Genomic DNA, 13,336 nt, shown 5'->3' with positions numbered 1-13,336 from the left:
GAAACGCGGCTCAGTGCGGAACTGGGGCCACGGAGCCGTCAGAGGATACCGTAAAGCGCGCCACGTTGGCTCGCTGGTACGGCGAAAGGTCGACGATAGTGCCGGCCTGCTGAACCTCGACCGCCGAGGCGTTGCCCAGCACCATCCGGCCAACCTGGCCCGGGTTGAAGCTGCGGGTTTCGCCTGACTTGATCAACGCCTTCTCGACGGTGCTGCCGTCCGGTGCGGCGATATCGACCCAGCTGTCGCCCTTGAACTGCAGTTCCATCGCCCCGGCAGGCGCCGGTGCGGTGGTGGCCGGGCGCGGCACCGGTGTCAACGAGGCCAGGTAAGGCGCCGACGGCGCGGCGGCGACGGCCGCCACCGGTGCAGCCTCCGGGGTTGCCGTCGGGGCCGGGCCACCGGCCACCGGCATGGCGGCCGGGATCACATCCAGCGAGGCGGTATTGGGGCTGTCGGCGCTGCCGTCGAAATGGCCGCGGGTGGCGAACCAGACCGGAACCGCCAGCACCGCGGTGATGCCCACATACAGCACCCGGCGGCCGAGGCTTTCGGCAATCCGGCGCGCACGCGGGGTATGGGTATGGCTGACCAGCTGCGGCGGCACCACCGGCCCGATCTGGGCCTGGTCGAGCACATCGCCCAGGTCGATCTTGAGCAGGCGCGCATAACTGCGCAGCTGGCCGCGCACGAACACCGGCGCGCCCAGGCGCTCCCACTGCTCTGCTTCCAGCGATTTCAACACCTGCACCGGCATGTGCAACTGCTGCCCGACTGCCTCCAGCGTCAGGCCTGCGGCCTGGCGCGCCTGGGCAAGCCGGGCGCCGCATCCGGTCGCGGCCTCAAAAGCGTTCACCGTCTGGTCATCAATCACAATGCTTCAACCCCGGGGATTAGGAGCCGCATCCTGCGGAAATTCGTCATGAATTCGCTGCAAATAGCGACTGGATGCGGCCTTGTCACCAAGCTGCGCCTCGATATCAGAGGCAAGTTGTAACACGGAACGTGTGGCCGGCGCAGCCGCAAGACGCCGTTGCGAGAAGGCCCGGGCCTCGAAATAGCGGCCCTGGGCATACTCGCTGCGCGCCATCGACTCCAGCGCATAGGCATTGACCGGGTCCATTTCCAGGGCAGCGCGCAGGTCGCGCCGGGCCCGTTCCAGCTGGCCGGCCTCCAGCGCACAGCCACCAGCATTGGCCAGCGCCGACTCCGGCGTGGCATAGCCCGGCGCGGTCAGGGCGCGGTCGAACCAGGCCAGCGACTCGGCGGCGCGGCCATGCGTGCACAGCCAGGCGCCATAGTTGTTGAGCACATCGCCCTGCCCCGGCGCCAGTTCGGCGGCCTTGCGGTACAGGCTGCCGGCCTCGGCGTCGGCGCCGCGCCGGCCGGCCAGGTTGGCCAGCAGCAGGTAGGCCTCCGGGCGGGCGCCGTCCATCTTCAGGGCCGCGCGCGCGTTCTTTTCGGCGGTGTCCAGCCGGCCGGCGCGGTAGGCCGCCGAGGCCAGGGTCATCTGGTCCTGGTAGCCGACCCGGCGACGGGTGGCCGGGTCGTCGCGCACCTCATAGGTCGGCGCGACCTCCAGGGGGCCCGACGGGGGTTTGACGCCTTGCTTGCCGCAGCCGGCCAATGCCAGCGCGCAGAACACAACGGCTGGCAGGCGGCAATCAGGCAGCGGCATCCCGGCTTTTCCCGTCCTGCAGCGTTTTGTTGAACTCGGCCTGGCGGCGGGTGCGGTCCATCACCTGGCCCTTGAGCTGGCCACAGGCCGCGTCGATATCGTCGCCCCGGGTGCGGCGCACCATGGTCAGCACCTGCGCGTCGAGCAGGATCTTCTGGAACGCGCGGATTTCGGTATCGCCGGAGCGCTCGTAGCGGGTGCCCGGGAACGGGTTGAACGGAATCAGGTTGACCTTGCCCGAGTGCGACGCCTGCACGGCGTTGTCGAACTGGCGCATCAGCCGCGCCAGCTGGCGGGCATGTTCGGGCTGGTCGTTGATGCCCTTCATCAGGGTGTATTCGAAGGTCACCGATTCGCGGCGCTTGTTGGCGCGCAGGTAGCGCGCGCACGAGGCCATCAGCTCGACGATCGGGTACTTCTTGTTGAGCGGCACCAGGGTTTCGCGCAGCGCATCGTTGGGCGCATGCAGCGACACCGCCAGCGACACGTCGCTCTCGGTGGACAGGCGGTCGATCTGCGGCACCAGGCCGGAGGTGGACAGCGTCACCCGCTTGTTGGCCAGGCCGTAGCCCAGGTCGTCGCGCATCACGCTCATGGCGCGCACGACGTTGTCGAAATTCATCAACGGCTCGCCCATGCCCATCATCACCACGTTGGTGAGACGACGCTGCTTGTGCGGGATGTTGCCCAGGTGGCGCGCGGCCACCCACACCTGGCCGATGATCTCGGCGGTGGAGAGGTTGCGGTTGAAGCCCTGGGTGGCGGTTGAACAGAACGTGCAGTTCAGCGCGCAGCCGACCTGCGAGGACACGCACAGCGTGCCGCGGTTCTTGTCGGGGATGTAGACCGCTTCGATGGCGTTCTTGCCATCGGTGCCCATCGCCAGCAACCACTTGTGGGTGCCGTCGGCGGAGGGCTTGTCGAACACGATGTTGGGAACCAGCACCTGCGCATGCTGCTTGAGCTTGGCGCGCAGCGCCTTGCCCAGGTCGGTCATCTCATCGAAATCGGTGACGTAGTGATGGTGGATCCACTTCATCACCTGGTGGGCACGGTAGCGCGCTTCGCCGAGTGTCTCGGCGAAGAAGCGCTCCAGACCCTCGCGATCGAGGTCGAGCAGGTTCTGCTTGGCCACCGGCGCGCCCGGAACGAGCACGACGGGGATGGCGGTTGGCTGTACGACCTCGTTCACGGCATCACTCTCAGCGCGAAACGACTTCGGTCGCGGCGAAGAAGTAGGCGATTTCAATCGCGGCGTTCTCGACCGAGTCCGAGCCGTGGGCGGCATTGGCATCGATGGATTCGGCGAAGTCGGCGCGGATGGTACCGGCGGCGGCTTCCTTCGGGTTGGTGGCGCCCAGCAGGTCGCGGTGGGCCAGCACGGCGTTGTCGCCTTCCAGCGCCTGGATCATCACCGGGCCGGAGATCATGAACTCGACCAGCGCATTGAAGAACGGACGCTCGCGGTGCACGGCGTAGAAGCCTTCGGCTTCACGGCGCGACAGCTGCTTGTACTTGGCGGCGACGACCTTCAGGCCGGCCTTTTCGAAGCGGGCGTAGATTTCGCCGATGACGTTCTTGGCGACGGCGTCCGGCTTGATGATGGAAAGGGTGCGCTCCAGCGCCATGGGAATACTCCGTTGGGCGGGCCACTGATCGGCCCGAGGTTAGCATGAAAAAAACCCGCGTCAAAACGCGGGCTTAGCCTGATATACGTGCGCCAATTCTAACGTGTAACCCGGCCATGCGGTAGTGCCGGCCGCTGGCCGGCAACCCCATGCGCGCCAAGCGAAGCGGCCCCGTTCAGCTCGGCGGGGTTGCCGGCCAGCGGCCGGCACTACCGATCCCGGATGAACGAATCCCATGCGGCATTGTGCGCCGCACAATGCCGCAGCGCAGCCGCGGCGCTAATATCAAACAATCGTTTGATTGAAGCCTGCCCCGCCCATGGCCAAGCCCGCCCATTTCTCCACCAAGGACCGCATCCTCGGCGCGGCCGAAGAGCTGTTCGCCCAGCACGGCTTCGCCGGGACCTCGCTGCGCCAGGTCACCAGCCAGGCCGATGTGAACATCGCCGCGGTCAACTACCACTTCGGGTCCAAGGAAAACCTGGTCAACGAGGTGTTCCGCCGGCGCATGGACGAAATGACCACCGCGCGCCTGGCCCAGCTGGACACCGCCCGCCGCGACCACCCCGGCCAGCTGCGCCCGGTGCTGGCCGCCTTCGTCGAGCCGGCCCTGGCGATGGCCCAGGACCGCCAGAGCGGTGGCGCCTTCGTGCGGGTGATCGCCCGCGCCTACGCCGAAAAGAACGACAACCTGCGCAAGTTCCTCTCCGACCACTACGGCCACGTGCTGCGCGAGTTCGGCAGGACCATCGCCGCCTGCCTGCCCGGCCTGAGCAAGGAAGAGCTGTACTGGCGGCTGGATTTCCTGGCCGGCGCGCTGACCTATGCGATGGCCGACTTCGGCCTGATCAAGCGTCCGCCGGGTGTCACCGAAGCGGCGCATCGTGCCCATGCCGCCCACGAACTGATCCATTTCGCCGAAGCCGGGTTCCGCGCCAGCGCGGCCGCCCCGGCGCCGGCCCCCCTCTCCACCCCGTAGAGCCGGGCCATGCCCGGCTTCCAGACAACCAAAGGCTTATCGACATGTCCAATTCCCTGCTAGTCCGCCGCGCCGCCGTGCTGGGTGCCGGCGTCATGGGTGCCCAGATCGCCGCCCACCTGACCAACGCCGGCGTCGACACCGTGCTGTTCGACCTGCCCGCCAAGGAAGGCCCGGCCGACGGCATCGTGCTCAAGGCCATCGCCAACCTGGGCAAGCTCAGCCCTGCCCCGCTGGCCAGCAAGTCCTACGCCGAGGCGATCACGCCGGCCAACTACGAGACTGGCCTGGAGCAGCTGCGCGACTGCGACCTGATCATCGAAGCCATCGCCGAACGGATGGACTGGAAGCAGGACCTGTACAAGAAGATCGCCCCGTTCGTGGCCGATCACGCCGTGCTGGCCTCCAACACCTCCGGCCTGGGCATCAACAAGCTCGCCGACGTGCTGCCCGAACAGCTGCGCCACCGCTTCTGCGGCGTGCATTTCTTCAACCCGCCGCGCTACATGCACCTGGCCGAGCTGATCCCGGCCAGCACCACCGATGCCGCCGTGCTGGAAGGCCTGGAAGCGTTCCTGGTCACCACCCTGGGCAAGGGCGTGGTGTACGCCAAGGACACCCCGAACTTCATCGGCAACCGCATCGGCGTGTTCTCGATCCTGTCCACCATCCACCACACCCAGGAATTCGGCCTGGGCTTTGACGAAGTGGACGGCCTGACCGGCCCGCTGGTCGGCCGCCCGAAGTCGGCCACCTACCGCACCTCCGACGTGGTCGGCCTGGATACCATGGCGCACGTGATCAAGACCATGGGCGACACCCTGCCCAACGATCCGTGGCATGAATTCTTCAAGTCGCCCAAGTGGCTGGACGCGCTGATTGCCAAGGGCGCGCTCGGCCAGAAGACCGGCGCCGGCATCTTCCGCAAGGTCGGCAAGGACATCGTGGTGCTGGATTTGGAGAAATTGAAGAGTCTGGCCAAGGATGGCCAGGCTTCTGCGGATGGATCCGCAAATGCATACCGTCCGGCTGACCGCGCCGCCGCACCGGAAGTGGTCGAGATCCTGAAGGTCAAGAACCCAGCCGAGAAGTTCGCCAAGCTGCGCGAGAGCCAGCACCCGCAGGCGCAGTTCCTGTGGGCGACCTTCCGCGACCTGTTCCATTACAGCGCCTACCACTTGGCCGACATCGCCGAGACCGCGCGCGACGTCGACCTGGCCATCCGCTGGGGCTACGGCTGGTCGCTGGGCCCGTTCGAGACCTGGCAGGCCGCCGGCTGGAAGCAGGTGGCGCAGTGGATCGCCGATGACATCGTGGCCGGCAAGAGCATGAGCAACGCCCCGCTGCCCGATTGGGTGTTCGACGGCCGCGACGGCGTGCACGCCGCCGAAGGCAGCTACAGCCCGTCGCGCAACGCCAAGCTGCCGCGTTCGGCGCTGCCGGTGTACCAGCGCCAGCGCTTCCCCGATCCGCTGCTGGGCGAGAAGTTCGCCCCGGGCGAGACCGTGTTCGAGAACGACGGCGTGCGCATGTGGCACGACGGCGACGGCATCGCGGTGGTCAGCTTCAAGACCAAGATGAACACCGTTTCCGATCACGTGCTCAATGGCCTGCAGGAAGCGATCAAGCGCGCCGAGCAGGATTACAAGGGCCTGGTGATCTGGCAGCAGAAGGAGCCCTTCTCCGCCGGTGCCGATCTGGCCGGCGCATTGGGCCTGCTGCAGGCCGGCAAGGTCGACCAGTTCGAGGAGATGGTGCACAACTTCCAGCGCACCAGCCAGGCGATCAAGTATTCGCTGGTGCCGGTGGTGACCGCCGTGCGCGGCCTGGCCCTGGGCGGCGGCTGCGAGTTCCAGATGCACAGCGCCAAGAGCGTGGCCGCGCTGGAAAGCTACATCGGCCTGGTCGAAGCCGGGGTCGGCCTGCTGCCGGCCGGTGGCGGCCTGAAGGAACTGGCCGTGCGCGCCTCGCAGGCGGCCGGTCCGGGCGGCGACGTATTCGCCGAGCTGAAGAAGACTTTCGAAACCGTGGCCATGGCCAAGGTCTCCAACTCGGCGGTCAACGCCAAGGAACTGGGCCTGATGCGCGCCAACGACAAGGTGGTGTTCAACAGCTTCGAGGCGCTGCACATCGCCAAGGCCGAAGTGCTGGCGCTGGCCGAGGGCGGCTACCGCCCGCCGATGCCGGCGCGCCGCATCCAGGTCGCTGGCGACGTCGGCATCGCCACCTTCAAGATGATGCTGGTCAACATGCTCGAAGGCCGCTTCATCAGCCCCTACGACTACGAGATCGCCGTGCGCATCGCCACTGTGCTGTGCGGTGGCGAAGTGGACCGCGGCACGCTGGTGGACGAAGAGTGGTTGCTGACCCTGGAGCGCAAGCACTTCGTCGAACTGGCCCAGCAGGAAAAGACCCAGGCCCGCATCGCGCACATGCTCAAGACCGGCAAGCCGCTGCGTAATTGATGGCGCGCCGGGCGCGACGGCCCCCGTCCGCGCCCGGTAGGTGCCGACCGTTGGTCGGCACACCTGTCCCCACATTCAAGAGATCACTGCAATGACCAAGCAAATCCAGGACGCCTACATCGTCGCCGCCACCCGTACCCCGGTCGGCAAGGCGCCCAAGGGCATGTTCCGCAATACCCGTCCCGATGACATGCTCGCCCACGTGCTCCGCGCCGTAGTCGCCCAGGCGCCGGGCGTGGACGTCAACCGCATCGATGACGCGATCATCGGCTGCGCCATGCCCGAAGCCGAGCAAGGCATGAACGTGGCGCGCATCGGCGTGCTGCTGGCCGGCCTGCCGGACACCATCGCCGCGCAGACGGTCAACCGCTTCTGCTCCTCGGGCCTGCAGGCGGTGGCTATGGCCGCCGACCAGATCCGCCTGGGCAATGCCGACCTGATGCTGGCCGGCGGCACCGAGTCGATGTCGATGGTGCCGATGATGGGCAACAAGATCGCGATGGCGCCGAGTGTGTTCGACAACGACCACGTCGCCATCGCCTACGGCATGGGCATCACCGCCGAGAAGGTCGCCGAGGAATGGAAGGTCTCGCGCGAAGAGCAGGACGCCTTCGCCCTCGCCTCGCACCAGAAGGCGATCGCCGCGATCCAGAACGGCGAGTTCAAGGACGAGATCAGCCCCTATGACGTGCGCACCCGCCAGCCGGACCTGGCCGACGGCCACCGCATCATCACCCGCGACACGATCGTCGATACCGACGAAGGCCCGCGCCTGGATTCGTCCGCCGAAGGCCTGGCCAAGCTGCGCCCGGTGTTCCGCAACGGCCAGTTCGGCGGCACCGTCACCGCCGGCAACTCCTCGCAGATGAGCGACGGCGCCGGTGCGGTGCTGCTGGCGTCGGCGCAGGCGATCAAGGACTACGGCCTGACCCCGCTGGCCCGCTTCGTCAGCTTCTCGGTGGCCGGCGTGCGCCCGGAAGTGATGGGCATCGGCCCGATTGCCGCGATCCCCAAGGCGCTCAAGCAGGCCGGCCTGACCCAGGACCAGCTGGACTGGATCGAGCTCAACGAAGCCTTCGCCGCGCAGTCGCTGGCGGTGATCCGCGATTGCGGCCTGGACCCGTCCAAGGTCAACCCGCTGGGCGGCGCGATCGCCCTGGGCCATCCGCTCGGCGCCACCGGCGCGATCCGTACCGCCACCCTGCTGCACGGCCTGCGCCGCCGCCAGCAGAAGTACGGCATGGTCACCATGTGCATCGGCACCGGCATGGGCGCGGCAGGCATCTTCGAATCGCTGTGATGCAGCGACCGGTGCCGACCCCAGGCCGGCACCGGTCACGTCGGTAGGCATCGACCGTTGGTCGATGCAGCAACCTGGCCTTCGGCGCGGCCACGTCAAGGCTTGGTCGCGCCGCTGGTTGCGGTGCCACCCCAGTCTGATCGCCGCCCTCCCCTCACGCAGGATCACGGCAGCATCACACCCGGCCTGTGAGCTTGTGCTCGCGTCCTAGCCGTCAGCGGCGCCGTTGATCGACCACCTGACCAGTGGAGACATCCAGCTTTGGGGTCATTAGCAGAAGCAAACTCACATGAATTCCATGGAGATTTGATCATGTCAAATGCGCCAACATCCAGACCGCTCTCCCTGCTGACCGTGCTGCTCCTGGCGATAGCCTGCCTGGTTGCGGCCCCCAGCGCGCAGGCCACCGTCATCTGCACCGGAAATCACACCGCCAACTGGGATCCGGGGGTAACCAATACCACGCAGACCCATACCGTCTCTACGGAGACCGACTGGAGCTGTGCCGGGGTGGGCACGCTTCCCATCCTTGTGGGAGCCACTTCCGTCGAACAGTTCACCGCGCCTTTTTCTTGCCAGAGCCTGCTTTCCCCAGCGCCGGCCATCTGGACCATCCACTGGAGCGATGGTGGCAGCAGTACGTACAGCTTCACCGCTACGGTGAATGCGATCAGTGGCAATCTGGTGATCGTCGCCACCGGCAACATCACGCAGGGCCGTTATGTCGGCCGTTCCGCGGTGGCACAGTTCAATCTACTGAATCTTGGAGCGACCTTGAACGCGGCCTGTGCCAGCACCGGCGTCACCGACGGCGGTGGTCCGTCCACGTTTGTCATCCTGTAGGCATCGCGCAATCAACACCGCCGGATGCGGGTAAGGCTACAAAAACACAACGGCAGCCTCACGGCTGTCGTTGTCGTATCTGCCATCTTGATGGCGTCCACGCTGATGATTCGACCGATCACCCGGACTGCCCACCGCTGCCACCGCGCAGATGACTGTGCGCCATGACCGACGCCTGCCCAGCCGCTTCGCCGGCCTCCGCCGAAGCCAGCCGTTGACCCCGCGGTGGCAGGTTCGGCCGCGCGACACGGCTTGCCCCGTATCCGCACGATGCATTGGCCGGCGGTCCGCCTGAGCAGCCAGGCGGACCTACCTGGTTACTTGCTGTCATCGTGATTGGATGGTCTCCCCACAAACTGGCCATCTCTTCTTTCCTGCGGTGTCCCAGATGCAGTACTCCTTGGCAGTGTTCGATATGGCCGGTACCACCGTGGCCGATCCCGGCCATGTCGGCCAGGCCTTCATCAACGCGATGGCCGCCGCTGGGCACCCGGTCGATGCGGAAACCGTGCGGCCGTTGATGGGCTACCGCAAGCCCGAAGCGATCGGGCGCCTGCTCGGCGCTGCGGCCACGCCTGCGCTGATCGAACGAATCCATGCCGACTTCGTACAAAGCATGCTGCATCGCTACCGGCACGGCCCGGGCATCGTCGCCCTGCCTGCTGCCGAGGCGGTCTTCGCCCACCTGCGTGCGCATGGGGTGGCGGTGGCGCTCAACACCGGCTTCAGCCGCGATATCGCCGAGAGCATCGTCCAGCGCCTGGGCTGGCAGTCACGCATCGATGCCTTTATCGCCAGCGACGAGGTGCCCGCCGGGCGCCCGGCCGCGCATATGATCCAGACCCTGATGGCGCGCCTGCAGATCACCGATGCCAGCGCGGTAGTGAAGATCGGCGATACCGAAGTGGACATCCAGGAAGGCCGCAATGCCCGGGTCGGGCTGGTGGTGGCCGTCACCACCGGTGCCTACACCCGCACGCAGCTGCGCAGCCATGCACCGGACCGGGTCATTTCCCACCTTGATGCCCTGCCCGGCCTGCTCGATCTGCCGCCGCTGCCCGAGGTCCAGTCTGCCGCACCGGAGGCGTCCAGATGACAGCCGCGGCTACGCTGGCCCGGCTGCGCCAGCACCCGGCATGGATCAGCGTGTTTGCCGGTGCCGTGGCACTGAGTACCTACAGCTGCATGTATGCCTTCCGCAAGCCGTTCGCGGCAGCCACCTTCGACGGCGGCGACAGCCTGTTCGGACTGGACTACAAAGTGTGGCTGGTGATCGCCCAAGTGCTGGGCTACATGTGCAGCAAGTTCGTCGGCATCGGGGTGATCGGCGGCCTGCGCCGCGAACATCGGCAGGCGCTGCTGCTCGGCCTGATGGCCTGCGCGTGGCTGGCCCTGCTCGGTTTCGCTACGGTGCCGGCGCCCTGGAACATTCCCTTCCTGTTCCTCAACGGATTGCCGCTGGGCATGGTCTGGGGGCTGGTGTTCAGCTACCTGGAAGGGCGCCGCAGCACCGAGGTGATGGCCGCGATCCTGGCCTCCAGCTTCATCATGGCCTCGGGGATCGTCAAAAGCGTCGGCAAGTGGCTGCTGCTGCAGGGTGTCAGTGAATACTGGATGCCGTTCCTGACCGGGCTGCTGTTCCTGCCCCTGTTGCTGCTGTCCATTCGCATGCTCGAACGCATCCCCGACCCGGACGCTGCCGACCGCCGCGAGCGCAGCGTGCGCCGGCCGATGGACCGCGCTGAGCGCCGCGCCTTCGTCCGCCGGTTCCTGCCCGGGCTGGTGCTGGTGGTGCTGTGCTATCTGTGCCTGACCGTGGTCCGCGACTTCCGCGACAGCTTCGAAGCCGAACTGCTGACCGACCTGGGCTACGGCCATAGCGCCGGCGTGTTTGTCCTGATCGAAACCCCGATCGCGGTGGCGGTACTGGCGCTGACCGCCGGCCTGAGCTGGTTCCGCGACCACCTGCGTGGGCTGATGGTGCTGCACGGCATGATGCTGAGCGGGCTGCTGATCGCGGGGCTAAGCACCCTGGCGTTCCAGGCGCACTGGCTGCCGCCGCTGACCTGGCTGGGCCTGACCGGGTTCGGCCTGTACCTGGCCTATGTACCGTTCAACTGCGTGTTCTACGAGCGGCTGATCTCGACGTTCCGGATCGCCGGCAACGTCGGCTTCCTGATGTACCTGTCCGATGCCTTCGGCTATCTGGGCAGCGTGCTGGTACTGCTGGCCAGGGAGCTGGCCCGTGTCCAGCTTTCCTGGGTCGAGTTCTTCGGCCAGGCGGTCCTGCATCTGGCCCTGCTCGGCAGCCTCTGCCTGATCGGCTCGGCCGCCTATTTCCATGGCCGGGCGCGTCGCGAACGGCATGCCACTGCCGCCCCTGCGGTCTGACTCCGGAGATTTCCTCATGTCGCAACCTTCCGCCATCGTCGTCGGCGCCGGCATCGTCGGGCTGGCCATGGCCCGCGCCCTCGCCGTCCGCGGCCATCGCGTCGCCGTACTGGAGCGGCATGAGCGCGCGGTAGGCGCTTCGATCCGCAACTTCGGCATGATCTGGCCGATCGGCGTCGGCAACGGCCCGGAATACCAGCGCGCCCTGCGCTCGCGGCAGATCTGGCAGGAACTGATTGATGCCACGGGCATGTGGCATGATCCCTGCGGTTCACTGCATGTTGCTAATGCCGACGACGAATACGCGGTGCTGGCCCAGTACGCCGCCGCCAACCAGGGACAACGGCCCTGCCGATTGCTCGGTCGCGCCGATACGCTGGCCCGCTACCCGGCACTGGTGACTGGGCAACTGCGTGGCGCGCTGTTCAATGCCGATGAACTGGTGGTCGATCCGCGCGAAGCGATCCGCATCCTGCCGCTCTATCTGCAGGAGCGGCATCAGGTGCAGTTCCACTGGCGCACGCCGGTAACCGCGGTAGGGCCCGGCTGGGCGCAATCCGGCCAGCGCCGCTTCCACGCCGACCGGGTATTCGTGTGCAGCGGCCCGGAGTTCGAACAGTTGTACCCGGAGCTGTACGCGAACGCACCGCTGACGCGCTGCAAGCTGCAGATGATGCGCCTGGCCGCGCCATCGTCGGCGTTCAGGCTTGGCGCGGCCCTGTGCGGTGGCTTGTCGCTGGTGCACTACCCCGGCTTCCAGCAGGTCACCGATCTGGAACCGCTGCGCCGCCGCTATCAGCAACAGTACCCGGACCTGCTGGAACTTGGCATCCACGTGATGGCCGCGCAGAACGGCCAGGGCCAGATCAGCATCGGCGATTCACATGCCTATGCGCATACGCACGATCCCTTCGATGATGCGGCGGTGAACCAGCGCGTCATCGATTACCTGCGCCGCTTCCTGCACCTGCCCGACCTGCAACTACTGCAGAGCTGGCACGGGATCTACCCCAAGCTTACCGATGGCAGCCGTGAATTCATCGTCGAGGCCGAGCCGGGCGTAACCGTGGTCAATGCGGTGGGAGGCGGCGGACTGGGCATGACCCTGAGCTTCGGCCTGGCCGAAGAAGTGGTGGACGGACGTTACCAAAAGCAGGTGCGGGGCGCTGCCTGAGCCAACGCCTGGCCGATGAAGCCGGCAGACAGCGCCGACCCAAGGGGTCGGCGCTGCTGCATTCACGCATCCGGTGCCAGCAGCAGCTGGATCCAGTCGCCGGCAAACCAGGTGTCACCGAACTGCACCGGCACTCCGTGCGGATCGACATTGATCGACTGCACATGCAGTACCGGACGCCGGGTGGACTGACCCAGTTCACGCGCGACCTCGGCGTTGGGCAGCCGCGCCATCACAGCGGTGTACTGACGCAGATAGTCGTGCACGCCGAACGCAGCCAGGCTGCGGGTGATCGAGCGCTCCCGCTCGAACACCGCGCAGATGCCGGGGAAGCGTTCGTGTGGGAACCAGGCCTGGCTGTAATCCACCTGCCGGCCCTCGACGCTGCTGGCATACACGATGCGCTGCACCTGCTGGCCCGACGCCAGCCGCAACGCCCGCTGCACGATGCGCGACGCCGGCTGCACCCCGCTCTCCAGCAGCCGGTACTCGCTGCTGACGTTGAGGTCGTGCATGGCCCGGCCGAAGCGCGCGCGGCGTCCGATCAGATAGCGGTACGGATGCTCCTGCACGAAGCTGCCGCAGCCGTTCTCGGTGCGCAGCACGCCGCGCTCCTGCAGGCTCTCGATGGCATGCCGGACGGTCTGCCGGTTGACCCCGAAACGCAGCGCCAGGTCGCGTGCCGAAGGCAGCTGCATGCCCTCGCGCAAGGTGCCGCTGCGGATATCCTGCAGCAGGGCCAGTTCGATCTGCTGCCACAATGGCTGCCGGCCTCTGCGCTGCAGGGCCTGCGTAGACTCAATCCCGTTCATGCACTCACACCTCGCCTGGAACGCGCCGACGGCGCCGCGACGGATTCCATTCCCGATATATGTCAG

12 protein-coding genes are annotated in these 13,336 nt (G+C 66.9%); 7 read left to right on the top strand and 5 right to left on the bottom strand.

What is annotated here, in order from left to right; translation table 11 throughout:
• Nucleotides 1-10 precede the first annotated feature (10 nt).
• Genes IC535_RS05560 through ndk form a run of 4 tightly spaced genes read right to left on the bottom strand, consistent with a single transcriptional unit; the run spans nt 11 to nt 3,306 of the window.
• Entirely contained in the window at nt 11-874 is an 864-nt protein-coding gene (locus tag IC535_RS05560) for a RodZ domain-containing protein (RefSeq protein ID WP_228885151.1), read from the bottom strand.
• A 6-nt stretch (nt 875-880) separates the two neighbouring features.
• On the bottom strand, nt 881-1,678 hold the full coding sequence (gene pilW / locus IC535_RS05555; RefSeq protein ID WP_228885152.1) for a type IV pilus biogenesis/stability protein PilW: 798 nt from the start codon (nt 1,676-1,678) through the stop codon (nt 881-883).
• Nucleotides 1,665-2,870 carry a 23S rRNA (adenine(2503)-C(2))-methyltransferase RlmN gene (gene rlmN, locus IC535_RS05550; RefSeq protein ID WP_228885153.1) on the bottom strand — a complete coding sequence of 402 codons (1,206 nt, stop codon included), beginning with the start codon at nt 2,868-2,870 and terminating at the stop codon, nt 1,665-1,667. Before rlmN ends, pilW begins: the two co-directional genes overlap by 14 nt.
• A 10-nt stretch (nt 2,871-2,880) precedes the next feature.
• A complete protein-coding gene (gene ndk / locus IC535_RS05545; RefSeq protein ID WP_038688788.1) occupies nt 2,881-3,306 on the bottom strand; it encodes a nucleoside-diphosphate kinase in 426 nt (141 codons plus the stop codon).
• Nucleotides 3,307-3,625: 319 nt separating this feature from the next.
• On the opposite strand from ndk, the gene IC535_RS05540 reads away from it, so the two are divergent.
• The 7 genes from IC535_RS05540 to IC535_RS05510 all read left to right on the top strand — a co-directional run bounded on the left by IC535_RS05540 (nt 3,626) and on the right by IC535_RS05510 (nt 12,458).
• On the top strand, nt 3,626-4,285 hold the full coding sequence (locus IC535_RS05540) for a TetR/AcrR family transcriptional regulator (protein WP_228885154.1): 660 nt from the start codon (nt 3,626-3,628) through the stop codon (nt 4,283-4,285).
• A gap of 44 nt (nt 4,286-4,329) precedes the next feature.
• Complete coding sequence (locus IC535_RS05535; RefSeq protein ID WP_228885155.1) at nt 4,330-6,750, top strand: 3-hydroxyacyl-CoA dehydrogenase/enoyl-CoA hydratase family protein; 2,421 nt, start codon at nt 4,330-4,332, stop codon at nt 6,748-6,750.
• 91 nt (nt 6,751-6,841) lie between these two features.
• The gene (locus IC535_RS05530) at nt 6,842-8,050 is read left to right on the top strand and encodes an acetyl-CoA C-acyltransferase (RefSeq protein ID WP_228885156.1); all 1,209 of its coding nucleotides are present in this window, start codon (nt 6,842-6,844) and stop codon (nt 8,048-8,050) included.
• Nucleotides 8,051-8,362: 312 nt separating this feature from the next.
• The gene (locus tag IC535_RS05525; RefSeq protein WP_228885157.1) at nt 8,363-8,893 is read left to right on the top strand and encodes a hypothetical protein; all 531 of its coding nucleotides are present in this window, start codon (nt 8,363-8,365) and stop codon (nt 8,891-8,893) included.
• A 388-nt stretch (nt 8,894-9,281) separates the two neighbouring features.
• A complete protein-coding gene (locus IC535_RS05520) occupies nt 9,282-9,989 on the top strand; it encodes an HAD family hydrolase (RefSeq protein ID WP_228885158.1) in 708 nt (235 codons plus the stop codon).
• Nucleotides 9,986-11,284, top strand: a complete 1,299-nt coding sequence (locus IC535_RS05515) for a DUF5690 family protein (RefSeq protein ID WP_228885159.1) — start codon at nt 9,986-9,988, stop codon at nt 11,282-11,284. The genes IC535_RS05520 and IC535_RS05515 overlap by 4 nt, the downstream gene beginning before the upstream one ends.
• Entirely contained in the window at nt 11,235-12,458 is a 1,224-nt protein-coding gene (locus tag IC535_RS05510; RefSeq protein ID WP_228885161.1) for a TIGR03364 family FAD-dependent oxidoreductase, read from the top strand. The genes IC535_RS05515 and IC535_RS05510 overlap by 50 nt, the downstream gene beginning before the upstream one ends.
• A 62-nt stretch (nt 12,459-12,520) precedes the next feature.
• On the opposite strand, the gene phnF is transcribed toward IC535_RS05510, so the two are convergent.
• Nucleotides 12,521-13,270, bottom strand: a complete 750-nt coding sequence (gene phnF / locus IC535_RS05505; RefSeq protein WP_228885163.1) for a phosphonate metabolism transcriptional regulator PhnF — start codon at nt 13,268-13,270, stop codon at nt 12,521-12,523.
• Between the last annotated feature and the right edge of the window lie 66 nt (nt 13,271-13,336).

This window comes from Stenotrophomonas rhizophila, from assembly GCF_020857975.1.
In the GTDB taxonomy this organism is placed as follows: domain Bacteria; phylum Pseudomonadota; class Gammaproteobacteria; order Xanthomonadales; family Xanthomonadaceae; genus Stenotrophomonas; species Stenotrophomonas rhizophila_C.
Note: the sequence above shows the minus strand (reverse complement) of the source record. Positions and strands in the feature narration are given on the sequence as shown.

Excerpts from the sequence above, each read along its gene's own strand:
- IC535_RS05540 (WP_228885154.1), top strand. The coding sequence starts at position 3,626 with ATGGCCAAGCCCGCCCATTTCTCCACCAAGGACCGCATCCTCGGCGCG.
- phnF (WP_228885163.1), bottom strand. The coding sequence starts at position 13,270 with ATGAACGGGATTGAGTCTACGCAGGCCCTGCAGCGCAGAGGCCGGCAG.
- pilW (WP_228885152.1), bottom strand. The coding sequence starts at position 1,678 with ATGCCGCTGCCTGATTGCCGCCTGCCAGCCGTTGTGTTCTGCGCGCTG.
- ndk (WP_038688788.1), bottom strand. The coding sequence starts at position 3,306 with ATGGCGCTGGAGCGCACCCTTTCCATCATCAAGCCGGACGCCGTCGCC.
- IC535_RS05525 (WP_228885157.1), top strand. The coding sequence starts at position 8,363 with ATGTCAAATGCGCCAACATCCAGACCGCTCTCCCTGCTGACCGTGCTG.
- IC535_RS05535 (WP_228885155.1), top strand. The coding sequence starts at position 4,330 with ATGTCCAATTCCCTGCTAGTCCGCCGCGCCGCCGTGCTGGGTGCCGGC.
- IC535_RS05520 (WP_228885158.1), top strand. The coding sequence starts at position 9,282 with ATGCAGTACTCCTTGGCAGTGTTCGATATGGCCGGTACCACCGTGGCC.
- IC535_RS05515 (WP_228885159.1), top strand. The coding sequence starts at position 9,986 with ATGACAGCCGCGGCTACGCTGGCCCGGCTGCGCCAGCACCCGGCATGG.
- IC535_RS05530 (WP_228885156.1), top strand. The coding sequence starts at position 6,842 with ATGACCAAGCAAATCCAGGACGCCTACATCGTCGCCGCCACCCGTACC.
- IC535_RS05510 (WP_228885161.1), top strand. The coding sequence starts at position 11,235 with ATGGCCGGGCGCGTCGCGAACGGCATGCCACTGCCGCCCCTGCGGTCT.